Genomic DNA, 525 nt, shown 5'->3' on the forward strand with positions numbered 1-525 from the left:
TCCATGTCATTCGTTATGAGTGAACAGGAGTTTCAGTGGCTGTATATTTAGATTCAATAAAAGTTTCACCTAGAAGAGATATGTTAAAAGTCATAGATGAATACTCAATGTCATCAGATAGTGTCAGTCTAACTGATGATATTCGCTTCAAACTAGTAGAAATATTGCCATTGGGTTCGGTGTCTGAAGATAGTTTCGCTGAAAACGATATCGCTCTAGTTGTTCGTGTGCCATTTCATCGAAGAGGGACGTTATTGTTTGGCTTCGGAGTAATCTTAGGTTGGCGTCCTCTAGTGACAATAGAGTTTGATGTTATTTCTTTGGCTAGCGGTGAGACAATTGAAACATTGCGTTCAACAAACAAGCTTAGTTGGAGTGGGTATATTAGAGGTCTCCTACGTTTGAACTCAATCATTCATATTAAGCCAGAATTTGGGTTTGCAGACCTTGAGCCACTTATAGAACAGTCTGTATGGAGCCTTTTGAAGGAGATTCAAACTAAGTACTCATAACAAATAAGGATTA

1 protein-coding gene is annotated in these 525 nt (G+C 38.1%); it reads left to right on the plus strand.

The genetic code is table 11. From position 1 onward, the window contains the following. Nucleotides 1-35: 35 nt before the first annotated feature. Nucleotides 36-512: a hypothetical protein gene (locus AB4496_RS26460; RefSeq protein ID WP_102257517.1), complete on the plus strand. Its 477-nt coding sequence runs from the start codon at nucleotides 36-38 to the stop codon at nucleotides 510-512. Nucleotides 513-525 lie beyond the last annotated feature (13 nt).

This window comes from Vibrio sp. 10N.222.46.A1 (assembly GCF_041473595.1).
GTDB lineage: Bacteria > Pseudomonadota > Gammaproteobacteria > Enterobacterales > Vibrionaceae > Vibrio > Vibrio tasmaniensis_A.